Here is a 23,631-nt window from a genome sequence, read left to right on the forward strand (position 1 = left end):
CACCACCCGGAGGTGCCGACGTGACGACCCGGAACACCGCGAACGGTCAGGCGTGGCCGCGGCTGCGGGTCGAGGACTGGGGCGCGACCCGCGACACCCTGCACATGTGGACCCAGATCGTCGGCAAAATCCGCCTCGGGTCCGCTCCACTGGTCAACCACTGGTGGCAGGTGACCCTCTACGTCACGCCGCGCGGGCTGACCACGGGCAGCATCCCCGACGGCCACCGGCTCTTCGACCTCGAGTTCGACTTCGTCGACCACCTGCTCCGCCTCCGCAGCAGCGACGGCGGCGCCGAGACCGTCCGGCTCGAGGCCAAGTCGGTGGCCCACTTCCACGAGGAGACGACGGCGGCGCTGGGCCGGCTCGGCATCCGGGTCGAGATCCAGGACCGTCCCAACGAGGTCGACCCGGCGATCCCGTTCGCGCAGGACACCGAGCACGCCTCCTACGACCCCGAGGCCGCGCGACTGTTCTGGGGTCAGCTGACGCAGCCCCACCGGGTCCTGGGCGAGTTCCGATCCCACTTCGTCGGCAAGGTCAGCCCGGTGCACTTCTTCTGGGGGGCGCTGGATCTGGCCCGCACGCGCTTCTCGGGCCGCTCGGCGCCCACGCATCCCGGCGGTGCCCCCAACTGCGGGGACTGGGTCATGGAAGAGGGCTACTCGGCCGAGCTGAGCAGCTGCGGGTTCTGGCCCGGCGGGGGAGAGGAGGGCGCGTTCTACGCCTACGCCTATCCGGAGCCGGAGGGGTTCGCCGACCACCCGGTAGGGCCCGACGCCGCCTACTACAGCGCCGACAACGGCCAGTTCCTCCTGCCCTACGAGGCGGTGCGCACTGCCGACGATCCCGACCGGGCGCTCCTGGAGTTCCTGCACACGACGTACGCGGCGGCCGCCGACCTCGGCGGCTGGGACCGCGCCACGCTCGAGGACGACCCCGCCCGCTGGGACCACCACCGCCCGCGACGACCAGGTCACGGGTAGGCACCACCGGCCGGACCGACGTTCCGACGTCGGACGAGGGTCGGCGCGTCCGCCGGCTCGTCGAGCGGTGCGGGCATAGTGGTGGCCCCGGCTGGGGGGGAGCCGAGGCCACCGGTGTGGGCCCGACCGGGGGGTGGCCGGGGTCCCGATCTCCAGCGTAGGGGCGCCCCCTGCCCCTCGTCCTCGACCGCGAGGTTCGCGGATCTCCTCGATTCCGTCAAGAAATCGTCAACGCCGCCGCCCGCCGTGCGGGCGGGCGGCTGTGGGAGACGCCGGTGACCCGTCCAGTGGGGCGGGCGCGGGCCAGGCGGGCGGGGCGGGTGGGCGCCGCCCCGCCGGGAGACGTTCGCCCGATTCGGGGACTTTGGTGGTGCTCGGGCCATTTCGGCCGATAGGCGCTTCGGAGTGGGGCGCGGCCCCCGGGGACGGAGACACGAAAGCACCATGGAGCGTCAGGACACGTCGCGGACCGAGAGCCGCCGCCGTCGGACCCCCCACGACGCGCGCCTGCGGATCATCGCGCGGCTCATCATCGTGGGCCTCGTCGGCGCGCAGGGCGCCCTCATCGTCTGGGGCGTCGGGTTCGTCTCCTCCAACCGGTACCGCGCCGAGCTCGAGCGCACGGAACAGATCCGGTCGGCGCTCGCGGTCGCGGCCACGATCCGCACGTACAACTCGGACGTCAGCGGCTGGCAGGCGGCCGTCGCCTGGGACACGCGCCGCATCGGGGCCCCGCGGGCGATCGCCAAGACGAACGCGAACCGCGCGGGCTACCTGCGGTCGTCGCAGGACCTCCGCCGGGTGCTCACGACGATGCCGATGTCGACGCTCACCGCCGAGGAACGCGGCCAGTACCAACGGATCCGCGAGGCGTGGGCGCGCTTCTTCGCCGCCGACGACCGGGCGATGGCGCTGCTCCGGACGAACACACCCGCGGCGCTGGCCCGGGCCGACCGCGTCGTCCTCGAAGACGCGTGGGGGGAGTACCAGAAGCTCGCCGTGCTCATCCCGCAGCTCGAGAGCTCGCTGACGATGCGGATCCAGGCCGCCGGCGAGGAGGCCGGGCGCATCGACATGATCGTGCGCCTCGTCCAGCTCGCGGTCGTCCTCTTGGTCATGATCCTGTGCACGTGGATCACGCTCACCCTCGCGTTCCGGCTGCGCGGGCAACTGCGCGAGCTGCACACCTCCATCGACCAGATGGCGGCGGGCAACCTCACGTCGGTACCGCGCCTGAGCGGCAACGACGAGATCACCCACATCGGTCGGGCGCTGGGCCGCGCCCAGGAGCGCCTGCGTGACCTCGTCGGCGGGGTCGCGAGGACGACGACCTCGGTGGGCGAGACCATCCACACCGTCGCCTCCGGCACCGAGCAGATGAACGCCTCCATCCAGGAGATCGCCCGCTCGGCACGGCTCGCGGCCGACGTGGCTGCCCACGCTGTCGAGATGGCCGACGCCACGGACATGCGCGTCGCGAAGCTCGGTACGTCGAGCATCGAGATCGGCAAGGTCGTGCGGACGATCACCGACATCTCGGAGCAGACGAACATGCTCGCCCTCAACGCGGCGATCGAGGCGGCCCGGGCCGGTGAGGCCGGCAAGGGTTTCTCGGCCGTTGCGAGCGAAGTCAAGGACCTCGCTCGGGCGACGGGACTCGCGACTGAGGACATCGCCCACCGGGTAGACACCATCCAGGCGGACACCCAGGACGCGGTGGCCGCCATCGCCGAGATCCGCTCCATCATCGGCCAGATCAACGAGACTCAATCGACCATTGTTGCCGCCGTGGAGGAGCAGAACGCGACCACCGACGACATGAGCCGGCACATCATTGCAGACCGGGGCCGGGGCGCTCCGCTTGTCGCCGAAGACGCACATCACTTGCGCGCGGTGGCTCACTCTTGCGACTCATGCAGGGGGGCGGCCGTACCCGAGCATCCGCGACGCACCGCCCTCGTCTGCGGGCCCGCGGTCACCCTGGAGGGAGAAATGACCCGGCTCGAGCAGCTAGTGAACCGGTTCGAGTACTGAACGTGCGACGGCCTAACCGACACGGGCCGCCCCGCACCTAGAGACGGGGTACAGACCACCGCCCCGCCCGATCTCTCCGCCTACCAAGAGTGGGCACACCTGCCGGGTGCGCCCGTCACGCTCACCCGGTCTATCACATGGGCGAGTTTCGATGTCCGCGAACGCCGAGTCTCGACACCGTCGAGGGACCGCCGTTAGAAAAGGAGGACGATGATGTGGTTCGAACGTCGCCAGGGGCGGCACGCTCGAGGAGCTGACGGGTTGGCGCGGGGCGGATCGACCCGCAGCGGCGGCGAGGCGTTCCTTGGCTTCATGAGGGTGTTCCAGGAGGTGCGCTCGGCGAACTCGGAGCGGGCGTCGGTCCAGGTCGCACTGGACGCGATCCGGCTCGAGTTCGAGTGGGAGTACGCCTCGTTCTGGGAGGTCGACGCTCACCACCAGGTCCTGCGCAACGCCGTCGAGTCGGGACACGCAGGGGAGGAGTTCCGGCGCGTCACCCGCGAATCAACTTTTGCCGAGGGCGTAGGCGTCGCCGGGCGGGCGTGGCGGACCCGGCAAATGGTGTTCGAACCGGACCTCGGTCGCGTGATCGACTGCGTGCGGGCGCCCGCGGCTCAACGGGCCGGCATCCACTCGGGCGTTTGCCTCCCCATTGTCTGCGACGGTCACGTCGTCGGCACGATGGACTTCTTCACCTCGCGGGTCATCGAGCTCACACCCGCCCGCCAGGAGGCGCTGCAGAACGCAGCCCTGCTCGTGTCGAACGCTATCGAACATCGCCGCGCCCAGGCCCGCCTCAAGGAGGCAGGTCGACGCCTGCGCTCGACGATCGCGGACGTCGAGCGCAACATGGAGGAGGCGAGCAATGTGGCCGAGCAGGCCAACCGCCTCACCGCTGAGGCGGACGGCATAGTCGCATCCCTTGACGCGTCGACCGTCGAGATCTGCCTCGTCGTACGGACTATCGCGACTATTGCTGATCAGACGAACATGCTCGCCCTCAACGCCACCATCGAGGCGTCCCGGGCCGGCGAGGCAGGTAAGGGCTTCGCCGTCGTCGCGACCGAGGTCAAGGACCTGGCCCGCGCGACCGCAACAGCGACCGAAGAGGTCACCGCGAAGGTAGGCGGGATCCAAAGCGCGGCCCAGTCGGTTACCTCCGCTTTGGAGGGCGTGCGTGCGACCGTGCAGCGGATCAACGACGCCCAGCACTCCATCGCCGGGGTCCTCGCCGAGCAGTCGCTGGCGACCCGCGAGGTGCTGCAGCGCTGATCGGGGCCGGGCCCCGCCGGCTCCCGCCCCGGCGCGGGAGCGGGGCCGGCGCGTCAGCCGGCCTCGAGCTCGATGTCGCGGACGACGTACCCGCTGATGAGCTCGTCCCACTCGAGCCGCGGCGCGGAGACGAGCCGCACCGGCAGCGCGAGCAGGCGGGTGAGGAACACGTCGCTCTCGGCGATGGCGAGCGCGTTGCCGGGGCAGCGGTGGCTGCCGTCGCCGAAGGCCAGCGCCTCGTCGCGGACCCCGGGCGCGGTGCTGCGGTGCGGGCACAGGGAGAGCGGGTCCGGGCCGACGGCGCCCTCGTCGGCGTTCGCGCCGCGGACGTGGAGGTCGAGCAGCGCCCCCGCCGGGACGACCGTGCCGTCGTCGAACTCCAGCGGAGCGTTCGCGCGGCGGTACAGGTGGCCGACGACCGGCTCCAACCGGAGGATCTCGTGCAGGATCCGGTGGCGGCCGGTCTCGTCGGCGGCGAGGTAGTCGCGGCGGACCGGCTCGTGCGTGAGCAGGTGCCACGCCGCCATCGAGATGAACTCGCGGGTCGTCACCATCCCGGCCGCGGCGTACGTGATGCACTCGGTGAGGATCTCGGCGTCGGAATAGCCGGACGCGAGCAGGTGGGAGATGACGTCGGTCTGCGGCCGCGCGCGCCGGGCGGTGACGGCCGGCCGGACGTCGTGGCGATCGAAGGCGACCAGGGGCAGCGTCATCCGCGTCCCGCGCAGCACCGCCATCCAGGAGGCGAGTCGGCTGCGCCGCTCGCGGGTGTCGACCGGCAGCGGCGGGGTGACCTCGAAGAAGCGCGACAGGCGGCGCGTCATGCCCGCGACGTCGGACTCGGTCAGGCCGACGACCCGGCTCGCCACCTCGACGGAGTAGCGCATCGTCACCGCCGCGAGATCGACGCGGCCGCCTGACGCGATCTGCGCGACGAGGTCGTCGGCCCGCTCTTCCATGAGGCCGCGGTACGTGGTGCGCACGGCGGCCGGCGTGAAGTAGCGCGCGATGGCGCGGCGCTGGGCGCGGTGCTCCTCGCCGTGGGCGTAGAGCACCGGGGTGGCCCGGCCGGTGGAGGCCCGAGTGGGCCCGGTGGCGGCCTGGGCGGGCCCGGTCGGCCGCCGCCACGGGCGCCGGGCCCGGCGTCGGGCGGGGCGGGACGATCGCCCGTGCACGGTCTCGGCGGCGAAGCCGGCCTGGACGACGACCCCCGACCGCAGCACGTGACGCACCTCGTCGTGGCCGCGCACCTGCCACGTGGTGCCCACGAGCTCGAGGCCGGGCGTGGCGGCGTCGTCGCCGCGGGAGGACTTGCGAGCCCCGGGCGGGACCGAGACGGGCGTGGACCGGTTCATCGTGGAATCCCCTCCGTTCCGTGGCCGACCCGGGCGCCACCGGCGCCCCCCGCGCAGGTCACGGCGGTGCAGTGATGGGCCGCTCGGCTCATGAGTCCCCATCATCGCAGGTCACGGCCCTGTCCGCGGCCGGAACGGCGGTCGGGACGGCCGCGGCCGGGGGCTAGGATCGGGGGCCATGACCCGCTTCACCCCGACGACCCTGGCCGGGCCGGACCTCACCCTGCGCCCCCTGGGCCCCCAGGACGTGGACGCCGTGGTCGCCGCATGCGCGGACCCGCAGACGCAGCGGTGGACGTCCGTCCCGCAGCCGTACGAACGCCGCCACGCGCAGGACTTCATCGAGGTCGCCGCGCCCCGGGCGCTCGAAGGGAACACGGGGATCGTCTTCGCGCTCGACGACGGCTCCGGCCTCGTGGGCTGCCTGGATCTGAAGAACACGGACTGGACCACGCGCTGCACGGAGGTCGGGTACTGGGTCGCCCCCGCCGCTCGCGGCCGCGGGCTCGCGTCGGCGGCGACGCGGCTGCTCGCCGAATGGGCCATCCGGGCCCGCCTCATCGAACGCGTGGAGCTGCGCGCCGCTCCCGGCAACGCCGCCTCCCTCGCCGTGGCCGCCCGGGCCGGCTTCACGCGCGAGGGCGTCGCCCGCAACGCCGGCGTCGTCAAGGGCGGGCGCGTCGACCTCGTCGTGTTCTCGTTCGTCAGCGGCGACCTGTGAGCGCCGAACCCGGCGTGGCGGATCGGGCCGACGACGCGGCGCCGGTCCACGTCGTCGGCCTCGGCGCCGACGGCTGGGCCGGGCTCACCGACGACGCGCGGGCCGTGCTGCGCCGGGCCGGCGTCGTCATCGGCGGCCCCCGCCAGCTCGACCTGCTGGGGGAGGAGGTCACCGCCGAGCGCGTCGCCTGGCCCACGCCGCTGCGCCCCGCGGTGCGCGGCCTCGTCGACCGGTACGGCCGTTCCTCGCTCGTCGTGCTCGCCTCCGGGGACCCGGTGCACTACGGCATCGGGACGACGCTCGCGGCGGAGGTCGGCGCCGGCCGGCTCGTCCTCCACTCCCACCCGTCGTCGATGTCGCTCGCGTGCGCCCGCCTGGGTTGGCCCGTCGAGGACGTCACCGTCGTCAGCGGTGTCGGGCGGCGGCTCGACGCCCTCGCGGCGGCCCTGCACGACGGCGAACGGGTCCTGCTCCTCTCCCGCGACGCCTCGACCCCCCGGGCGGCGGCGGCGCTCCTGCGCGACCGAGGGTTCGGCGGCAGCCGGGTGACCGTCCTCTCCCAGCTCGGGGGACCGGGCGAGCGCCGGGTCGAGCGGATCGCGACGGACTGGGCGGACGGCACCGGCCCCGACGAGCAGGTGGTCGACGCCCTCAATGTCGTCGCGATCACCTGCGTGCGCGATGACGACACACCCGCCCTCGGCCTCGTGCCGGGCCTGCCCGACGACGCCTACGAGACCGACGGCCAGCTCACGAAGTGGGAGGTGCGCGCGCTCACCCTCGCCGCCCTGGCTCCCGCCCCCGGCGAGCTGCTGTGGGACGTGGGCGGCGGCACGGGGACGATCGGGATCGAATGGATGCGGGCGCACCGCCGCTGCCGCGCCGTGGCGCTCGAACCCCGCGCCGACCGCGCCGAGCGCATCGCCCGCAACGCTGCCCGGCTCGGGGTGCCCGGGCTGCGCGTCGTCACCGGCCGCGCCCCCGACGCGCTCGCCGGGCTGGACCCGCCCGACGCGATCTTCGTCGGCGGCGGGCTCACCGAACCCGGCCTGCTCGAGCACTGCCTGGCCGCGCTGCGCCCCGGCGGCCGGATCGTCGTCAACGCCGTGACCCTCGAGTCCGAGGCGCTGCTCGTGGACGCCGCGCGGCGCCTCGGCGGGCGCCTCACCCGCCTCGAGGTCTCCCGCGCGGAGGGCCTCGGCTCGTTCACCGGGTGGGTGCCCGCGCGGCCCGTGACGCAGTGGGCCCACCGCCTCGCGCCGGTGCCGGGGCGCGGACCCGCCGCCGATCCGGGTGCTCGTCCCGCGCGAGAGGACGGGGCGTCCCGGCCTCCCCGCTCGGACACCCGGCACCCCTCGACCCCCTCCATCGCAGCGAAGGACCCGTCATGACCGTCCACTTCGTCGGCGCCGGGCCCGGCGCCCCCGACCTCATCACCGTGCGCGGCCAGCGCCTCGTGCGCGAGTGCCCCGTCGTCGTCTACGCGGGCGCCCTCGTGCCGACCGAGCTCATCGCGCAGGCCGCCCCCGGCGCGCGGCTCGTCGACACCGCCGACCTCGACCTCGACGCCATCGTCGCCGTGCTCGCGGAGGCCGACGCCGCGGGCCAGGACGTGGCGCGCCTCCAGTCGGGCGACCTGTCCATCTACTCGGCCTGCGCGGAACAGATGCGGCGCCTCGACGAGCTCGGCATCGACTACGAGCTCGTGCCGGGCGTCCCCGCCTTCGCGGCCGCCGCCGCGAGTCTGCGACGCGAGCTCACCGTGCCGACGGTCGGCCAGTCGGTCGTCCTCACGCGTATCGCCCGGCGCGCGACGGCGATGCCCCCGACGGAGACGCTCGCCGCGTTCGCCGCGACCCGCGCGCTCATCGTCCTGCACCTCGCGACGCAGGCGATCGACGAGGTCGTCGCCGAGCTCACGCCCGGGTACGGCCCCGACTGCCCCGCCGCCGTGGTCGCCTACGCGTCCCGGCCCGACGAGGTGGTCCTGCGCGGCACTCTCGCCGACATCGCCGGGCAGGTGCACGAGGCCGGGCTGCGCCGCACCGCCGTCATCCTCGTCGGCGACGTCCTCGCCGCGGACGGGTTCCCCGACAGCCACCTGTACTCGCCCCACCGGGAACGACACGCCTGAGCGAGTGCGCGGGCGCCCAAGGCGGAGAACACGATTCGGTGACAGGTGCGCGCCGGGTCCGCCCGTCGGGACGGGGTGCGTGGCACGCTGACGAGCAGCGGGGCCGCGGGGTGGCGGGGGGAGCAGGTGCCACCTCGAAGGTGGCTCCCGTCTCCGTCCGTCGCCCGTCGAAAGGCCCGCCGTGCACCAGTCGAGCGTTCCGATCACACCCCCTCGCCCCCTATCGTCGACCGCCCGCGCGGCTCGCGCGGCGTCCGTCGGCATCGCCGCCCTCGTGGTCGGAGGTTCCCTCGGGGCGTCGCCCGCGGCCGCGCAGTCAGCTCCCGCCGCCACGGCCGTCACGGCAGCCGCGCCCGCCGCGGCCGCTGTGCACACCGTGTCGGCCGCGGCTGTGTCCGCCGCGGCGGCGACCGACGTCGTCGCGAAGCGGGGCAGCGTCGGGGCCGTCGTCGCCGAGATCGACCGGGCCCTGCGCGCCTCCGAGATCCGCAACTTCGGCCGGGCGCGCAGCACCGGAGTGCTGGCGAACACGTACGGGCCGCTGACGACGTCGCGTGTGCGGGCGTTCCAGGCGCGCAACGGCCTCCGCGCCACGGGCGCCGTCGACGAGCGGACGTACGCGATGCTGCGGCCGACCTTCAAGCTCAAGCCCGGCACCCAGACGGTCGCGCGGTCCGTGCGCGGCCGCCCCATCACCGTGCGGGTCGTCGGCGACCTGGGGGCGAAGAAGCGGGTCATCGTCGTCGGCTGCATCCACGGCAACGAGTGCGCCGGGCTGCCCATCCTCGACGCCGTCGCGCGGCGCGGTGCCCCCAGGGGGGTCGCCTACGTCCTCGTCGCACGGCCCAACCCCGACGGGGCCGCCGCCGGCACGCGCCACAACGCCCGCAAGGTCGACCTCAACCGCAACTTCGTCGGCTGGACGCCCAAGGGGAAGCCGGGCTACGTGTACTACCCGGGCCGCGGCGCCCTGTCGGAGCCGGAGTCGCTCGCCCTGTACGACCTCGTCCGGTCGGTGAAGCCGACCGCGTACGTCACCTATCACCAGGCGCTGCGCTGCGTCGACTACGCGGGCGCGGGTGCGCAGGTGGCCCGGACCTACGCGCGGCTGTCCGGGCTGCCGGTCAAGGTGCTGCCCGCCTACCACGGCAGCAACGGAACCTGGCTCGGGACGCGCCACCCCGACGTCAAGACGCTGACCGTCGAGCTGTCCCGCCCGGTGCCCGCCTCGATGATCAGCCGGAACGTCACCGCGCTGCGCCATCTCGCGACCCACCACTGAGCCCGCCGGACGGGGGTCGGGGCCGTCGGCCCCGGCCCCCGTCGGCGTCCCCGGACCCGTCACGCCGTGCACGTCGCGGGTCGGGAACGTGATACCCCCGAGCGAGTTACTTACCCGACCGGAAGGTATATTTACGGGATGAGGTCTCCTCTGCCCGCCCACCGGCCCTCGTCCCGAGGCGACATCCTGGCGAGCACGCTCGCGCTGGCCCGCGGGGGCGCGACGATCTCGCTGGAGAGCGCCGCCCGTGCGGCCGGGGTGACCAAGCCGGGGCTGATGTACCACTTCCCGACGAAGGAGGTGCTCATGGTCGCCGTCGTCGACCACCTCATGGACTCCTACGAGGACGCGCTCGGGCGGCGTCTTCCCGCAGCGGACCGGGGGGAGCCGACCCTGCAGGCCCGGCTGCTCGCCTACCTCGACTGGATCTGCGACGGCCACTTCGACTCCGGCGACCTCGTCATGTTCGCCGACCCGCGACTGCGCGAGCGGCTCGCCGCGACGTGGAACGAGCGTCTGGGGGCGCTCGTCGGGATCCCCGCCGACGCGCCCCCCGAGCGGCGGGCCCGCCTGCACGGCGTCCGCCTCATCGCCGACGGGCTGTGGTTCAACGCCGCCGCCGGCGGCCTTCCCCTCTCGGAGCGGGACCGCGCCGAGGTCCGTGAGCTCGGGCACCGACTCGTCGAGGAGCGCTCGTGACCACCTGGTTCCTCCTCGCGGCGGCCGTCGCCAGCGAGGTCACCGCATCCCTGTCGCTCAAGGGCGCTCTCGAGCGGCCGGGGCTGTACGCCGTCGTCGGGCTCGGGTACGTGGCCTCGTTCACGTTCCTCGCGCTCGTCCTGCGCCGCGGCATGGCCCTCGGGGTCGCGTACGGGATCTGGGGCGCGCTCGGCGTCGCCGCCACGGCGGTCCTGTCGTCGCTCATCTTCGGGGAGGCGCTCACCGGGCTCATGGGGGTGGGGATCGCCCTCATCATCGCGGGCGTCCTCGCCGTCGAGCTCGGGTCGCAGCAGGCGCAGCGGGCCCGCCGCGCGACCGAGGCGAGCGAGGTCGGCTGATGGGGTGGCTGTTCCTGACCGGGGCCATCCTCAGCGAGGTGGCCGGCACCCTGTCTCTGCGCGTGGCGGCGATGGGCCGTCCCCGCTACTACGTCGTCGTGGGCGTCGGATACGTGCTCGCGTTCGTGCTGCTCAGCCTGGGGCTCGCGGCGGGGCTCGCCCTCGGCGTCGCCTACGGGATCTGGGCCGCCGCCGGCGTGGCCCTCACCGCCGTCGCGTCCCGGATCCTCTTCCACGAGCCCCTCACCCCCGTCATGCTCGGCGGCATCGCCCTCATCATCGGCGGCGTCCTCCTCGTCGAGCTCGGCGCGGCGCACGCGTCGTCCTGACCGGACGCCTCGATCGAGCTGCGTCGGACCTCGCGGCGAGAGCCTCAGCGTCGCGTGCCGGTGGCAGTCCGTGCGAGGCATGGAGGCACCGAACCTCTGGAAGGTCGACGGTGACATCCCCGCGCCCAGCATCCTCGCGTGACTGGTCGCGAACGTCATACCCCTGTCACGGCGACCGCCGGCGCAACGCCGGCTCCTTCGCCGACCCTCACCGCCGCAGGCCCCTCGCGACCGCGCACGGGCCCCTTTCGCATGCCCGGGAACCGACAGGAGAGAGGGATGACCGCCCGTTTCGACCACGTCATCATCCCGGCCCGCGACGCCGAAGAGTCCGCTGTGTTCTATCGGCGACTACTGGAGGCAAAGGCGGCCCGTGTCGTCTACGTCCTCGATCCGCTCGGCCACCTCGGGGAGCTTCTCACTCGTCAGTACGTACAGCCGCACGCGTGCCGAAAACTCTCCGTTCCCGTGTTTTCGAGCCTGCCCCGGGCGGCGGCTGTGATTCACAGGTGGCGAAAGGTCGCCCGGACGTCGTTCACGAGAGCTTCGGGCTGCTCGAGCATGGCGAAATGGCCGCCTCGGGAGACCTCGGAGAAGTGGACGAGGTCGGTATAGCGACGCTCGATCCACCGACGTGACCGGCGGCCGTAGCTGCCCGGCATGATGCTCACGCCGGTGGGCACGGTCACCGGGTCCTCCAGCGTCCCCGCGTCCGCGGTGCCGCCGGAGGCCGCCTCCCAGTACATCCGGGCCGCCGACGCACCGGTGTTGGGAAGCCAATAGAGCATGATGTTGTCGATGAGTTCGTCGAGCGTGAAGAACTTCTCGAGATCCCCGTGCTCACTGTGCGACCCCGCCATGTCCTGGACCATCGTGTAGATCCACGATGCCAGCCCGACGGGCGAATCGGACAGCGAGAACCCGATGGTCTGCGGGTGCGTGGTCATTTCGTGGAAGTAGCCGGAGAGCCGGTCCCCGTACTGCTCTCCCTCCCGCAGCATCTGTCGCTCCTGCGCGTCCGCGTCACGGATCTCGTCCTCCGTGGGGGCGAACGGAGTCTCGTTGAGATGGATGCCGCGCAGTCCGATCCCCTCGCGTGCCTCGATCGCCGCGAGATCGGCCGTGACGAACGCCCCGACGTCACCGCCGTGGGCGAACCAGTTCACGTAGCCGAGGCGCCGGACGAGGACGGCCCACGCGCGCGCCGTCCGCATTCGATCCCACCCGGTCCGCGTCGGGCGGCCCGAGAAACCGAACCCGGGAAGGCTGGGGATGATGAGGTCGAAGGCGTCGCCGGCGACACCGCCGTGGGCCTCGGGATCCGTGAGAGGCCCGATGACGTGTCGGAACTCGAGGACGGAGCCGGGCCACCCGTGCGTCAACACCAACGGTCGGGCCCCCTCGACGCGGGAGCGTACGTGGAGGACATGAATCGTGAGACCGTCGATGACGGTCGTGCATTGGCCCCACTCGTTCAGTCGCGCCTCGATCCGACGCCAGTCGTAGCGATGGATCCAGTGGTCGACGAGGGCCCGCATCTTGTCGGACCGAGCCCCTTGAGACGTGTCGCTCACCGTCTCTGGGTCCGGCCAGCGCGTCCGGAGAAGCCGTGATCGGAGGTCGTCGAGGTCGCTCTGGGGAATGTCCAGGGTGAACGGCGTGATGGCGTTCGCGTTCGATTCCTCGGGCTCGGCAGGCATGGGCACGACTCTAGGTCGCGGTCCGAACGCCCCGGGGCCGGTGGCGGCGCGGCCCCCCGGGCACACTCGAGCCCATGCGACACGTCCTCGTCCTCGGCGGCACGGCCCCGGCCCGCGAGGTGGCCCGTCGTCTCGCCGCCGGCGGGTGCCGCGTGACCTCCAGCCTCGCGGGGCGCGTCCGCGAGAGTGCCGGGGTGGCGGGCGAGGTCCGCGTCGGCGGTTTCGGGGGCACCGACGGGTTGGCGGCGTGGATGCGCGAGCACGACGTCGAGGTGCTCGTCGACGCGACCCACCCGTTCGCCGCGACGATGAGCGCCCACGCGGCGCACGCCGCGGCCGCGACCGGGGTGCCGCTCGTGCGCCTCGACCGGCCCGGCTGGGAGGCGGGGCCCGGCGACGACTGGCACGCGGTGCCCGACCTGGCCGCGGCCGCGCGGGTGGCCGACGGGCTGGGGGACCGGCTCCTCGTGACGACCGGCCGCCAGGGCGCCGCCGCTTTCGCGCAGGTGGCCGCCTGGTGCCTCATGCGCAGCATCGAGCCGCCCGACCCGCCGTTGCCGGCACGCCACGAGGTCCTCCTCGACCGCGGCCCCTTCACCCTCGAGGGGGAGCTCGCGCTACTGCGCGGCCGGGATATCGAGGTCGTCGTGACGAAGAACAGCGGCGGCGGCGACGTCCGCGCCAAGCTCGACGCCGCCCGCGACCTCGGCCTGCCGGTCGTCATGGTCGCCCGCCCTCGCCCGCCCCGCGTCGCCGGCGTCGACCTCACCGTCGTCCCCGACGCCGCGGGCGCCGCCCGCGCAGCCCTCGCCAGGGCCTGACGCCCCGGCGCGGCGGCCGACGTCAGAAGACCTCGAACGCCACGGCGTGCTCGACGCCGGCGAGGGCGCCGCCGCCCCCGAGGATCCCGGAGAGCAGCTCGCGGGGGTCGGGCGCGGACTCGCCGAGGCCGTCGAGGTAGCGCGTGTGCGCCTCGAGGGAGGCGACGGCGGCGTCGAGCTGGCCGGACACGTCGATCACGTGCGTCGGTTCGGGGGAGGAGGCCAGCGCGACGAATCCGCTGCTCCACGGCTCGAGCCCCTCGGCGACGAGCTCGGGGAAGATCCAGCGGTTCCCGGCGTCGGCGCGCGCGTCGACGAGGGCCTGGCCCACGGCCCGGTGGTCGGACTGGTTCGTGCCGCCCCCGGCGAAGCGCTCGCGGTGCGTCATCCCGAGGAGCACGTCGGGTCGGCGCGCGCGGATGACGCGGGCCAGGTCGCGCCGCAGGGCCAGGCCGTACTCGACGACGCCGTCGTGGTGGTCGAGGAACTCGACGGAGTCCACGCCGACCTCGGCGGCGCCGTCGCGTTCCTCCTGGGCCCGCAGGGGCGCCGCCTCGGCCGGCTCGACCCCGTCGATCCCCGCCTCCCCGTGGGTGACGAGCAGGTAGCGCACGGTCTTGCCCTCGCTCGTCCAGCGCGACACGGCCGCGGCCAGCCCGTACTCGATGTCGTCGGGATGCGCGACGACGACGAGCGCGCTGGCCCAGTCGTCGGGCAGCTCGGGGAGGTCGCCGGAGGGGGCGGGGGACGGCGCGTCCGTCATGGTTTCTCCTACCGAGGTGAGAGGGCCGGCGGGCCCGCCGGGCGTGGCACCCGACACGGCCAGGCTACGAGCATGGGCACCGCCCGGCGTCCGCGCAGCCGTGACCCCGATCCCGCGCCCGGCGAGACAGCAGGGGCCGTCGGTCGATCGGTCACCGCAGGCGCAGCGGGGACATGGCGAGGGGTCCCGGCAGCTCGAGACCGAGCTGGGCCGCGGCGCGGGCGAAGAGGGCCTCCCCGGTGTCGGCCACGGCCCGCCCGACGACGCCGGCCAGCGGGTCGATCCCGGCCGTGACGGAGACGCTGTCGCTGTTCTCGGCGGCCGAGAGCATCTCGAACGGCGACGACTTCGGCAGCGCCCGGACCTCGACCGCGTCGCGGCCCAGGCCGGCGGCGGCGCAGGCCCGGTCGAGCGCGACCGACAGGCCGCCGACGGCGTCGACGAGCCCGCGCTCGGCGGCGTCCGCCCCCGTCCAGACCCGGCCCCGGGCGAGGGGTTCGAGGTCGGCGAGGTCCATGCCGCGGTCGTGGGCCGCCTTCGTCGTGAAGTCGGCGTAGATCTCGTCGAGCCACGCGTCGAGCCGCGCCCACTCGTCGTCCGTGAATTCGCGCTGGGCCGAGAACATCTCGGCGTAGCGCCCCTGCGAGACGGTGTCGACGTGGACCCCGATCCGCTCGAGCCCGGCCGAGACGACCTGCTTGCCCGCGAGGACCCCGATGGAGCCCGTGAGCGTCCCGGCGCCCGCGACGATCTCGTCGCACGGCATCGACAGGTAGTACCCGCCGGACGCGGCGACCCCCGCCATCGACGCGACGACGGGACGTCCCGAGTCCCGGAGGCGGAGGATCTCGCGGCGGAGGGCGTCGGAGGCGACGTACGAGCCGCCGGGGCTGTCGATGCGCAGGACGACGGCGCGGACGTGCTCCTCCTCGCCGACCGAGCGGAGCGCCGCGCCCAGGTGCTCCGGGCAGATCGACCGGCCCCGCGACGGCCCGTGCGCCCGGCCGAGGTGGATGGGCCCGCCGGCCGACACGACGGCCACGACGGGCTTCTTGCGTCGCCGCAGCGTGGTCGCCGGGTTCTCCAGGACGCTCTTGCGGTACCGGTCGACGAAGCGCAGGTCGAGGTCGTCGGACCCCGGCGCCTCCGCCGACGCGCCGGCGCCGGAGGTCGTGGGGGACGCCGGCGTCGTGGGTGCGGCGTGCCCGTCCTGCTCGGGGCGGGCCGTGGCCCGGGCCGCCGCGCGGTCCGGGGTCGCGCCGACGGCGGCCCGCATCGCCGCGAACGCCTCGTCGCGGTAGCCGAGATGGTCGACGAACCCCTGCTCGAGGGCTCGACGGGCCGGCATCGGGCCCTCGTCGATGGCGTCCCAGACCACCTGCGGGGGCAGGTCCCGGCCGCGCGCGACCCGCGTCACGAAGGTGAGCGTGAGGGAGCCGACGATCGCCTCGTACATCTCCCGGGCGGGTTCGCTCATGTTCTCGCGACGGAACAGGTCGGCGGCGGTCTTGTACTCCTTGCGCGTCGAGAACTGGGGGACGACACCGAGCCGGTCGAGGGCTCCCCGCACGAACGGCGACCCGGCGACGACCCCCGTCAGCGCGAGCTCGCCCGTCGGCTGGAGCCAGACCTGATCGAAGGCGCTCGCCACCGAGTAGGGCGTCATCCCGCCGGTGACCTCCCCGAACGTCTCGGTCCACGCGAGCGTCGGCTTCCCGGAGTCGCGGAAGGCGAGCACGGCGTCGCGGATCTCGTCGGCGGCCGTGTGCGGCACCCGCAGCCCGGTCGTGTGCGCGATGAGGCCCACGACCCGGTCGTCGCGGGCACCGCGTTCGAGGCCGTCGACGAGGGCGCGCAGGGTGGGCGTGTTGCGCTGGCGGATCGCGGCGATCGGCGATTCGGGGTCGGCCTCGGCGGCGCCCCGGTCGAGGTCGAGCTCGAGCAGGACGCGCCCCTGCAGGCCGGGCACGGGCACCTTGCGCAGCAGCGCGGGGTCGATGGGCAGGCGGTCCAGGAGATCACGGAGGTTCACCCTCCCCAACGTACGTGGGCCTGTCACCCGGCGCCGCGCGTAGCGGTGAGGTAGGGCGACCGTGCGAGTCCTGCCGAACGCGACAGTGATCCCGCCCCCGGCCGACTCGGGCGCGTCAGCCCGGGTAGCGGCGCGGGGTGTAGACGACGTCCTGCCCGTTGCTCCCACGCCGGGCCGCCACCGTTCGGCTCGACCCGACGAGCAGCAGCGTGCGCATGTCGACGACGTCCGGGTCGAGCTCGCCGAGCGTCGTCACGCGGACGCACTCGTCGGGTGCGCCGACGGCGCGGGCGACGACGACCGGCGTCGACGGGTCGCGGATCGCGAGGAGGTCCTCGCGGATCGTGCCCACCTGCCACGTGCGTTCCCGGCTGGCCGGGTTGTACATCGCGATGACGAGGTCGGCCCGAGCGGCGGCGCGCACACGTTCCCGGACGACGTCGAACGGCTTGAGCCGGTCGGAGAGCGAGATCGTCGCGTAGTCGTGGCCCAGCGGCGCCCCGACACGGGCGGCGGCCGCGTGCGCCGCGGTCATCCCGGGGAGGATCCGGACGGGAACGTCGGCGTAGGCCGGCTCGCAAGCGACCTCGAGGACGGCGCTCGCCATGGCGAAGACGCCGGGGTCGCCGGAGGAGACGACGACGACCCGGTGGCCGCGGGCGGCGAGGTCGAGCGCGAACTCGGCCCGCTCGGACTCGACCTTGTTGTCGCTGTCGTGGCGGGCGAGCCCGGGCCGGGCGGGCACCCGGCGCACGTAGGTCGTGTAGCCGACGACGTCGGTGGCCGCCTGCAGCGCCGCCTTCGCCTCGGGGGTGAGCCACAGCGGGCCCGCCGGACCGAGCCCGACGACGGCCACCTCGCCGACCGCTACGCTCTCGCCGGGGTCGGATCCGGTGGCGTCGGACTCGGTGGCGTCGGAACCCGTGGCGGCGGGGCCGTCGCCGGCGGAGGCGTCGACGGTCTCCCGAACCGTGGGCGCGACCGCCGTCACGTCCGCCCCGGTGGCGTCGATCTCCCGCGCGGCCGCGTGGCGCGCCGCGTCGAGGGCGCGCTTGGCGGCCGGGTCGCCGGTGCGGGAGGGCAGCACGACGAGCGAGAAGTAGGGGACCTGCGCCGGGTCGACGTCGACGACCCGGAGCACCCGTTCGCGGGGCGTGCTCGCCCGCTCGACGTACCAGGCGTCCTCGAGGCGGCCGACGCGGGCGAGCGCCGCGCGGACCGTCGAGAACGTGCGGCCGAGCTTCATGACGACGGCCGCGTCGGCCTCCCCGAGGCGGGCGGCGAGCTCCTCCTCGCCGAGCGTGCCGGGCAGGACCGACAGCGTCTCCGTCGACTCGACGAGGGGGCGGCCCAGGCTCGCGCCGACCGCGGTGATCGAGCTGATCCCCGGGACGACCCGCGTGGGGAACCGGTCGGCGAGGCGGGCGTGCAGATGCTGGTAGGAGGAGTGGACGAACGGGTCGCCCTCGGCGAGCAGGGCGACGCTCCGGCCCGCCGCCAGATGTTCGGCGAGGCGCGCCGTCGCCGCGTCGTAGAAATCGGCGAGCGCCCCGGCGTAACCGCCCGGGTGGGTCGTCGCCTCGGTCGTCACCGGGTAGACGAGGTGCTCCTCCACGTGGTCGGGGCGCAGGTGCGCCTCGACGATGCCGCGGGCGACGGAGACTCCGTGCCGGGCGCTGTGGAACGCGACGACGTCCGCGCGGGTGATCGCGTCGACGGCGGCGAGGGTGAGCAGCATCGGGTCGCCGGGGCCGACGCCGACCCCGACGAGGGTGCCGGGTGAGGTGGGCGGCGCGGTCACGTTCACTCCTTCGTGCTCGCGAGGGCGTTGAGGGCGCCGCACGTGATCGCGGACCCGCCCCGGCGGCCGTGGACGACGACGTACTCCAGGCCGAGGTCGTTCTCGGCGAGAGCGACCTTCGACTCGGCGGCGCCGATGAACCCGACGGGGATCCCGAGCACGACGGCGGGCCGCACGTCCCACTCGGCGAGCCGCTCGAGCAGGTGGAAGAGGGCCGTGGGGGCGTTGCCGATCGCGACGACCGCGCCGTCGAGGCGGTCCCGCCACAGCTCGACGGCGGCCGCGGTGCGCGTGTTGCCGATGCGAGTCGCGATCTCGGTGACGGCGGGGTCGTTCAGGGCGCAGACGACGTCGTTGTCGGCGGGCAGCCGCCGCCGGGTCACGCCGCTCGCGACCATGTGGACGTCGGTGAGGATCGGCGCCCCGGCGCGCAGCGCGGCCATGCCGGCGGCGACGGCGCCGGGGGAGAAGGCGATGTCGTCGACGAGGTCGACCTGGCCGCTCGCGTGGATCATCCGCACCGCGACCCGCGCCTCGTCCGGGGTCAGCCCGAACAGGTCCGCCTCCGCGCGGATGGTCGCGAAGGAGCGCCGATAGATCTCGGCGCCGTCGGTCACGTAGTCGTGCTTCACCGTCGTCCTTCCTGCGGGGATGCTGCGATGGGCTGCCGGCACGGGGTCGTGCGGCGGGCGGGGTGGCGCGGTGCGCCGGCGCGGCGGGGTGCGCCGACGTCATCGGCGATGATGCCCCACCCGGGCCGGGCCGCGCGCCGTCGGGGTGCGCGCGGACCGCCTCACCCGTCGGCGCCGGGGCGGTCGCCCGGCTCGGCGGGCGGGCGCCACACGCCGACGTCGATGCCGTCGGCGGCGACGACGACCTCGTCGTGGACGACGCCGGGGTGCCCGCAGCGGCGCTCGCACGCCGAGAAGTGGACAAGCGGGCGCTCGCCCGGGGCCACCCGCGAACGGGCTGCGAGGCCGGCCCGGGCCATGGCGCGCACGTCGGCGCGGGCGCGGGCGCACCCCGGCCGCCCGACGCAGGCGCTCACCCCGTCCATCGGGTCGTCGGCGTCGACGACAAGGCCGGCCCGCGCCCACGCGGCGAGGGCGGCGCCAGCATGGGCGGTCGGGAACCCGGCGACGACGACGCCGCGCTCGGAGGTCGTGCGCACCACCCCGTCGCCGGCCGCGGCGAGGGCCGCCACCGCCCGCCACGCCGGCGTCCCGCACTCGCCGAGTGGCAGGAGCGCGACCAGGCCCCCGCCGGTCGGCCCGTCGAAGGGGCCCGGGCGGATCCCGCTGCCGGCGGCCGGCGCGTCCGTCGCCGCGGTGCCGGTCGTCGCGTCGGTCGCCGCATCCCCGGGCGTCGCCGCCCGGCCGGATGCGCCGACACGCCCGCTGGTTCCGGCGGCGTCGACACGCCCGCTCGTTCCGGCGACGTCGGCAGGCTCGGTCGTTCCGGCGACGTCGACAGGCTGGGTCGTTCCGGCGAGCTGGGAAGGCTCGGTCTTCCCGGCGACCTCAGGGTTCTCCGTGTGCGCGGCGACGTGGGCGGTCCCGGCCGGTTCGGCCACGTGGGCAGCGCCGGCCGTGTCCGTCAGATCGGCAGCCTCGGTCCTGACAGACGCGTCCCCCGCCGCGGCGGGCGTCGCCGCCGCGCCGGAGGCGGCCGCGCGCGCCGCGTCGAGAAGCCGCGTGCGCAGGGCATCGTCGCCGGGCCGGTCGCGCAGCCGCCACGCCGTCGGGGTGTCGCCGGTCGCCCCGGCCGTGCACGCGACGAACGCGACGGCCGAGGCGACGAGGGCGGCGGGCACCGCGTCACGGCCCAGGACGACCGCATCGCCCCCGCCGTCGACGGTGAGGCTCGCGCGTCCGTCGCCGGTCAGCGTGGCGAGGACGTCGGGCCGCAGGGCGGCGACGTCGCCCCGGCCGTCGTCGAGACCGAAGAGGAACCGGCCGGAGAGCCCGGCGGGGCCGTGCTCGCCGACGAGGGCGGCGTCGAGGGCGCCCACGAGCGCGATCCACGAGGTCGCGTCGGCGTGGCCCCGGCCGTCCAGGCCGGCCAGGGGGGTGGCGACGACGTTCCGCACCCGGTCGCGCTCCACCGACGGCAGCAGCCCCGCGTCGCTCAGCGCGTCCGTGAGGGCGGTCGCGTCGCGGATCGCCCGCAGCTCGACGTTCCCGCGCGCGGTGAGCCGCACCCGCCCGTCACCGAGCTCGTCGGCGACGTCCGCGAGCGCGCCCGCCTGAGCGGCGGTGAGCAGCCCGCCGGGGATCCGAAGCCGGGCGAGGGGACCGTCCGCCGCCTCGTGGAGGCGCACGACGCCGGGGCAGTGGTCGTCGCCGGCGCGCACGCCCCCGACCACCCCCACCCGGTTCCGCAGGTCGACCTCACTGCGGCTCGCGAGCTCGCCTGCGTTCGCCGCTGGAGGGCGATTGTCGCGCTCACTGCGGCTCGCGAGCTCGCCTGCGTTCGCCGCTGGATGCCGACTGTCGCGCTCACTGCGGCTCGCAAGCCCACCTGTGTTCGCCGCTGGATGCCGACTGTCGCGCTCACTGCGGCTCGCAAGCTCACCTGTGTTCGCCGCTGGTGCGGCGGCCGGGTTCTCGGGGGTAGGACGAGCTGCGGACACGGGGACGAGCTTAGGTGCCGCTGCCCGCCACACTCCGGCCCCGTCCCGCCGCCCGGACGACCGGGGCCACCGCGGCTCACCCCGGGTGGTCGCCGAAGAACGCCTCGAGCCGGTCGAACGGGATCCTGTCGAACCGGTCGTACAGGTCGACGTGGTCGGCGTCGGGGACGACGACGAGGTCGACGACCTCGGGAGCTCGCTTCTTCACGTCCTCGGAGTAGTAACGCGAGTGCGCGTCGGCTCCGGCCACGAGCATGACGGGGCGCGGGGCGACCAGCTCGAGGTGACTCATGAGGTCGAACTCGAAGAAGGGCATCGGCGTGGTGGCCGTCCACGCGGTGGTCGAGTTGATCGAGCGCGGGTGGTAGCCGCGATCCGTCCGGTAGTAGTCGAAGAACGCGGACGTGACCGGGTCCGCGTCGGCCGGCAGCGTCCGCGGGAGCACCCGGTTCCCCGTGACGATCTCGCCGCGGGCGTCGAACGCGATCTCGTGGGGTCCGCGCGCGACACGGCCCTTCTCGGCGTCGACCCAGCGCTGCGCGCTGAGGTGGTCGATGATCCGGCGCCGCTGGGCGTCCGTACGAGTCCTCGTGGCCACGGGACATGCTCCGGGCCATGTCGTACATGGAGCAGGCGGCGACCGCCTTGATGCGGCTGTCGCCGCTCGCCGCGGTGATCGCCATGCCGCTCAGTCCGCAGATCGCCTGCGCCCCGATGCGGTCGCGATCCACGACGCCGGCCAGCCCGAGGTGATCGACGGCGGCGCTGAAGTCCTCGGTGAAGATCTCGGGGGATCCCACGTCGCGAACCCGACCACCGCTCTGCCCGGTGAAGGAGGGGTCGAAGGCGAGCGTGACGAACCCCCGACGCGCGAGCTCGTTCGCGTACAGGCCCGACGACTGCTCCTTGACGGCGCCGAACGGCCCGCTGATCGCCAACGCCGGCCGCGGCGGCGAGCGCCGCGTGGGACGTACAGGTCGCCGGCGACCTCGATCCCGTACCGGTTGCGGAACCGCACCCGCGACCGCGTCACCGACTCGTCGAGCTCGAAGGTGTAGCCGTCGCGTCCGCCGGGGCCGCGGGCCGGGGTCGGCGGCGTCGTCGCTGCGGCGTCGGCGCGGGTCGCCCCGGTGGCGCTCGCGCCGAAGGCCACCGCCCCCAGCGCCGCCACACTGCTGTCGCGAACCACCTGTCGTCGGGTGAGTGGCATGAGGTTCTCCTTCGTGAGCGTCGTGGTCCGTGCGGACGGGCCGCCCCGGACGGGGTGAACGTCTCCGCACCCGTCGATGACACCGCGGCGGCCCGCGCCCGGACCAGACCCGGTCGAAGGGCGTACCGGCAGACCACCCTCCGACGCACCCGGCCGTACCCCGCCGCGCTCCCGCGTCCCCCGCACGTGCTCCGCGGACACCTCGGCGAGCCTCGCTCGCGGCACCGGCGAACCCGTCGACGTGAGAACATCACTCGTCGCCCCTCCGCCCGCCCGCGGGCCCGACCCCCAGGACGCCGATCATGTCGGTCCTTCACCGGCTGGACGCCTTCCACCGCTGTCACCCGGCGTTCGGGGTGCCCCTCGCCGTCCTCTACAAGTTCCTCGACGACCAGGGCGCCTACCTCGGGGCGCTCATCGCGTTCTACGCGGCGTTCTCCATCTTCCCCATGTTCCTGCTGCTCGCGTCGGTGCTCGGTTTCGTCCTGCAGAGCCAACCGGCGCTGCAGGACGCCATCATCGACTCGGCCGTCCAGCAGGTGCCGGTGCTCGGGCCCCAGATCCAGCGCCGGGCCCTGACGGGGGACGTCTCGGCCGTGGCGATCGGCGTCGCGGGCGCCACGTACGGGTCGATCGCCGTCGCCACGGCCATCCAGAACGCGATGAACGTCGCCTGGAACGTCCGCCGCAGCCAACGCCCCAACCCGGTCGTGTTGCGCCTCAAGAGCGTGGTGCTCCTGTGCTGCCTCGGGCTGTTCGTCCTCGCGACGACGGTCCTCTCGCAGGTCGGCGGCGCCCTCGAGTCGACGACCAACCGCCTCTCCGGCGGCACCCAGGCGTTCGCGCTCGCCGGGTCGCTCGTGCTCTCGGGGCTCCTCTTCGCCCTCGTCGCGCGGATCGGCACGGCCCTCGACCTGCGGTGGCGCCAGGTCTGGCCCGGGGCGATCCTCGCGGCCGTGCTCTGGCAGGCCCTGCAGGCGGGCGGAGGTCTGTTCATCCGCGGGTACGTCGGCCGCGTGGGCGCGACCGAGGGGGTGTTCGCGCTCGTCCTCGGTCTCATGGCGTGGCTTACATCGCGTCAATGGCCCTCGTCCTGTGCATGGAGCTCGACGTCGTCCTCGACCGCCGCCTCTACCCGCGGGCACTGCTCACGCCGATGTCGGACCGGGTCGAGCTCACCCCGGCCGACCGGCTCGCCTACACCCACCTCGTCGAGACCCAGTCGCTCAAGGGGTTCCAGAACGTCGACGTCTCCTTCGACCGCGACGGGAGGCACGGCACGGCCCGCCGCCGCCCCCGCACGCCGTCCCGCTCCCGGGGGTCGACCTCGACCCGCTGATACTGTCGCGTCGGGGTCGGATCCGGCCCCGACGTTGGACGGCCATGGGGGAGGAAGCCGGTGCGAGTCCGGCGCGGTCCCGCCACTGTGTCCCGCGGCACGAGCGTCCGCGGCAGCCAGAGACTCCCGGCCGTCCCATCCCGGTTCGGGGCGCGGACCCCG

Annotated in this window: 21 protein-coding genes, 1 pseudogene and 1 riboswitch; of the genes and pseudogenes, 14 read left to right on the forward strand and 8 right to left on the reverse strand. The window is 74.3% G+C overall.

From position 1 onward, the window contains the following. Positions 1-20: 20 nt before the first annotated feature. The 3 genes from ICW24_RS06280 to ICW24_RS06290 all read left to right on the forward strand — a co-directional run bounded on the left by ICW24_RS06280 (position 21) and on the right by ICW24_RS06290 (position 4,292). Positions 21-986, forward strand: coding sequence for a DUF5996 family protein (locus ICW24_RS06280; RefSeq protein ID WP_226344866.1), 966 nt, complete (start codon positions 21-23; stop codon positions 984-986). Between the two features lie 444 nt (positions 987-1,430). Continuing rightward, a complete protein-coding gene (locus ICW24_RS06285; RefSeq protein WP_226344867.1) occupies positions 1,431-3,020 on the forward strand; it encodes a methyl-accepting chemotaxis protein in 1,590 nt (529 codons plus the stop codon). Between the two features lie 312 nt (positions 3,021-3,332). Beyond that, the gene (locus tag ICW24_RS06290) at positions 3,333-4,292 is read left to right on the forward strand and encodes a methyl-accepting chemotaxis protein (RefSeq protein ID WP_226344868.1); all 960 of its coding nucleotides are present in this window, start codon (positions 3,333-3,335) and stop codon (positions 4,290-4,292) included. Between the two features lie 53 nt (positions 4,293-4,345). On the opposite strand, the gene ICW24_RS06295 is transcribed toward ICW24_RS06290, so the two are convergent. Continuing rightward, positions 4,346-5,647, reverse strand: coding sequence for a cytochrome P450 (locus ICW24_RS06295; protein WP_226344869.1), 1,302 nt, complete (start codon positions 5,645-5,647; stop codon positions 4,346-4,348). A 178-nt stretch (positions 5,648-5,825) separates the two neighbouring features. Between ICW24_RS06295 and ICW24_RS06300 the strand changes: the two genes are divergently transcribed. The 7 genes from ICW24_RS06300 to ICW24_RS06330 all read left to right on the forward strand — a co-directional run bounded on the left by ICW24_RS06300 (position 5,826) and on the right by ICW24_RS06330 (position 11,171). Then, entirely contained in the window at positions 5,826-6,368 is a 543-nt protein-coding gene (locus ICW24_RS06300) for a GNAT family N-acetyltransferase (RefSeq protein ID WP_226344870.1), read from the forward strand. Then, positions 6,365-7,759: a precorrin-6y C5,15-methyltransferase (decarboxylating) subunit CbiE gene (gene cbiE, locus ICW24_RS19655; protein WP_226344871.1), complete on the forward strand. Its 1,395-nt coding sequence runs from the start codon at positions 6,365-6,367 to the stop codon at positions 7,757-7,759. Before ICW24_RS06300 ends, cbiE begins: the two co-directional genes overlap by 4 nt. After that, on the forward strand, positions 7,756-8,502 hold the full coding sequence (gene cobM, locus ICW24_RS06310) for a precorrin-4 C(11)-methyltransferase (RefSeq protein WP_226344872.1): 747 nt from the start codon (positions 7,756-7,758) through the stop codon (positions 8,500-8,502). The genes cbiE and cobM overlap by 4 nt, the downstream gene beginning before the upstream one ends. A 376-nt stretch (positions 8,503-8,878) precedes the next feature. After that, positions 8,879-9,784 carry a M14 family zinc carboxypeptidase gene (locus ICW24_RS06315; RefSeq protein ID WP_226344873.1) on the forward strand — a complete coding sequence of 302 codons (906 nt, stop codon included), beginning with the start codon at positions 8,879-8,881 and terminating at the stop codon, positions 9,782-9,784. Positions 9,785-9,922: 138 nt separating this feature from the next. After that, positions 9,923-10,483: a TetR/AcrR family transcriptional regulator gene (locus ICW24_RS06320; protein WP_226344874.1), complete on the forward strand. Its 561-nt coding sequence runs from the start codon at positions 9,923-9,925 to the stop codon at positions 10,481-10,483. Continuing rightward, positions 10,480-10,842, forward strand: a complete 363-nt coding sequence (locus ICW24_RS06325; RefSeq protein WP_226344875.1) for a DMT family transporter — start codon at positions 10,480-10,482, stop codon at positions 10,840-10,842. Before ICW24_RS06320 ends, ICW24_RS06325 begins: the two co-directional genes overlap by 4 nt. Next, on the forward strand, positions 10,842-11,171 hold the full coding sequence (locus tag ICW24_RS06330) for a DMT family transporter (RefSeq protein WP_226344876.1): 330 nt from the start codon (positions 10,842-10,844) through the stop codon (positions 11,169-11,171). Before ICW24_RS06325 ends, ICW24_RS06330 begins: the two co-directional genes overlap by 1 nt. Before the next feature lie 503 nt (positions 11,172-11,674). On the opposite strand, the gene ICW24_RS06335 is transcribed toward ICW24_RS06330, so the two are convergent. Continuing rightward, a complete protein-coding gene (locus ICW24_RS06335; protein ID WP_226344877.1) occupies positions 11,675-12,871 on the reverse strand; it encodes an epoxide hydrolase family protein in 1,197 nt (398 codons plus the stop codon). A gap of 74 nt (positions 12,872-12,945) precedes the next feature. Here ICW24_RS06335 and ICW24_RS06340 point away from each other — a divergent pair, with 74 nt between their 5' ends. Next, positions 12,946-13,692 carry a cobalt-precorrin-6A reductase gene (locus ICW24_RS06340; protein ID WP_226344878.1) on the forward strand — a complete coding sequence of 249 codons (747 nt, stop codon included), beginning with the start codon at positions 12,946-12,948 and terminating at the stop codon, positions 13,690-13,692. Positions 13,693-13,714: 22 nt separating this feature from the next. On the opposite strand, the gene ICW24_RS06345 is transcribed toward ICW24_RS06340, so the two are convergent. The 6 genes from ICW24_RS06345 to ICW24_RS06370 form a co-directional block, all read right to left on the reverse strand. Next, positions 13,715-14,455, reverse strand: coding sequence for a PIG-L deacetylase family protein (locus ICW24_RS06345; RefSeq protein WP_226344879.1), 741 nt, complete (start codon positions 14,453-14,455; stop codon positions 13,715-13,717). Between the two features lie 151 nt (positions 14,456-14,606). Next, on the reverse strand, positions 14,607-16,487 hold the full coding sequence (gene sppA, locus ICW24_RS06350; protein ID WP_226344880.1) for a signal peptide peptidase SppA: 1,881 nt from the start codon (positions 16,485-16,487) through the stop codon (positions 14,607-14,609). A gap of 115 nt (positions 16,488-16,602) precedes the next feature. After that, positions 16,603-18,294 carry a precorrin-2 C(20)-methyltransferase gene (locus ICW24_RS06355; protein WP_226344881.1) on the reverse strand — a complete coding sequence of 564 codons (1,692 nt, stop codon included), beginning with the start codon at positions 18,292-18,294 and terminating at the stop codon, positions 16,603-16,605. Then, complete coding sequence (locus tag ICW24_RS06360) at positions 18,291-18,920, reverse strand: precorrin-8X methylmutase (protein WP_226344882.1); 630 nt, start codon at positions 18,918-18,920, stop codon at positions 18,291-18,293. Before ICW24_RS06360 ends, ICW24_RS06355 begins: the two co-directional genes overlap by 4 nt. A gap of 161 nt (positions 18,921-19,081) precedes the next feature. Then, positions 19,082-20,641, reverse strand: coding sequence for a ferredoxin-like domain-containing protein (locus ICW24_RS06365; RefSeq protein ID WP_226344883.1), 1,560 nt, complete (start codon positions 20,639-20,641; stop codon positions 19,082-19,084). 355 nt (positions 20,642-20,996) lie between these two features. Next, on the reverse strand, positions 20,997-21,518 hold the full coding sequence (locus ICW24_RS06370; protein ID WP_226344884.1) for an alpha/beta hydrolase: 522 nt from the start codon (positions 21,516-21,518) through the stop codon (positions 20,997-20,999). 17 nt (positions 21,519-21,535) lie between these two features. Here ICW24_RS06370 and ICW24_RS06375 point away from each other — a divergent pair, with 17 nt between their 5' ends. The 3 genes and pseudogenes from ICW24_RS06375 to ICW24_RS06385 all read left to right on the forward strand — a co-directional run bounded on the left by ICW24_RS06375 (position 21,536) and on the right by ICW24_RS06385 (position 23,469). Then, positions 21,536-21,673 (forward strand): hypothetical protein, encoded by a 138-nt coding sequence (locus ICW24_RS06375; RefSeq protein WP_226344885.1) that lies wholly within the window; start codon positions 21,536-21,538, stop codon positions 21,671-21,673. Positions 21,674-22,432: 759 nt separating this feature from the next. After that, positions 22,433-23,140 (forward strand): annotated as a pseudogene (locus ICW24_RS19900) (YihY/virulence factor BrkB family protein); the annotation flags it as partial. A 53-nt stretch (positions 23,141-23,193) separates the two neighbouring features. Continuing rightward, positions 23,194-23,469 (forward strand): hypothetical protein, encoded by a 276-nt coding sequence (locus ICW24_RS06385; RefSeq protein ID WP_226344886.1) that lies wholly within the window; start codon positions 23,194-23,196, stop codon positions 23,467-23,469. A 50-nt stretch (positions 23,470-23,519) separates the two neighbouring features. After that, a riboswitch (cobalamin riboswitch) is annotated at positions 23,520-23,595 on the forward strand. The last annotated feature ends 36 nt before the right edge of the window (positions 23,596-23,631 follow it).

Source organism: Agilicoccus flavus (genome assembly GCF_014857905.1).
Taxonomy (GTDB): Bacteria; Actinomycetota; Actinomycetes; order Actinomycetales; family Dermatophilaceae; genus Agilicoccus; species Agilicoccus flavus.

Excerpts from the sequence above, each read along its gene's own strand:
- cobM (WP_226344872.1), top strand. The coding sequence starts at position 7,756 with ATGACCGTCCACTTCGTCGGCGCCGGGCCCGGCGCCCCCGACCTCATC.
- ICW24_RS06375 (WP_226344885.1), top strand. The coding sequence starts at position 21,536 with ATGTCGTACATGGAGCAGGCGGCGACCGCCTTGATGCGGCTGTCGCCG.
- ICW24_RS06330 (WP_226344876.1), top strand. The coding sequence starts at position 10,842 with ATGGGGTGGCTGTTCCTGACCGGGGCCATCCTCAGCGAGGTGGCCGGC.
- ICW24_RS06340 (WP_226344878.1), top strand. The coding sequence starts at position 12,946 with ATGCGACACGTCCTCGTCCTCGGCGGCACGGCCCCGGCCCGCGAGGTG.
- ICW24_RS06295 (WP_226344869.1), bottom strand. The coding sequence starts at position 5,647 with ATGAACCGGTCCACGCCCGTCTCGGTCCCGCCCGGGGCTCGCAAGTCC.
- ICW24_RS06290 (WP_226344868.1), top strand. The coding sequence starts at position 3,333 with ATGAGGGTGTTCCAGGAGGTGCGCTCGGCGAACTCGGAGCGGGCGTCG.
- ICW24_RS06320 (WP_226344874.1), top strand. The coding sequence starts at position 9,923 with ATGAGGTCTCCTCTGCCCGCCCACCGGCCCTCGTCCCGAGGCGACATC.
- ICW24_RS06300 (WP_226344870.1), top strand. The coding sequence starts at position 5,826 with ATGACCCGCTTCACCCCGACGACCCTGGCCGGGCCGGACCTCACCCTG.
- ICW24_RS06345 (WP_226344879.1), bottom strand. The coding sequence starts at position 14,455 with ATGACGGACGCGCCGTCCCCCGCCCCCTCCGGCGACCTCCCCGAGCTG.
- ICW24_RS06335 (WP_226344877.1), bottom strand. The coding sequence starts at position 12,871 with ATGCCTGCCGAGCCCGAGGAATCGAACGCGAACGCCATCACGCCGTTC.
- ICW24_RS06285 (WP_226344867.1), top strand. The coding sequence starts at position 1,431 with ATGGAGCGTCAGGACACGTCGCGGACCGAGAGCCGCCGCCGTCGGACC.